Raw genomic sequence first — 452 nt, 5'->3', positions numbered from 1 at the left:
CAAACCCACAACCCACACCGCACCGCCACCGCAAGATGACAGACGACCTGGGAAAGGGAGTGCGAATCAAAAGACTCGATCAGAGGAAAACCCCGGCCCCCCGGACCAGACCCCCAAGACCCGGCGCCACAGGAAACCCTGCGACCACCGGACCCAAAGGCCCGCGACCGAGAGACGCGACGTTCCCTCAGAACCCAACAGTGTGCCCGACCCTTGCGCCACCCCGGACCCCGTTCCCCTCCAGGACATCCGAAGACATCCTGACGGTACTAGCGGAACCAGGCATGACACCCGAACCGAATAACCAGTGCTCCACAAGTGAGCAACCACGCCAGGAACACGCGTCCTGGAACGCGGCGCAGACCCACCGGACAAGTCCGGCGAGCCCAGTGCTCCTTAGAAAGGAGGTGATCCAGCCGCACCTTCCGGTACGGCTACCTTGTTACGACTTC

The 452-nt window shown here is 62.8% G+C and carries 1 rRNA gene; it reads right to left on the bottom strand.

Annotation, left to right across the window (positions count from 1 at the left end):
* Positions 1 to 400 precede the first annotated feature (400 nt).
* Positions 401 to 452, bottom strand: a 16S ribosomal RNA gene (locus tag RUR_RS26635); the annotation flags it as partial.

This window comes from Rhizohabitans arisaemae, assembly GCF_025996515.1.
In the GTDB taxonomy this organism is placed as follows: Bacteria; Actinomycetota; Actinomycetes; order Streptosporangiales; family Streptosporangiaceae; genus Rhizohabitans; species Rhizohabitans arisaemae.
Note: the sequence above shows the minus strand (reverse complement) of the source record. Positions and strands in the feature narration are given on the sequence as shown.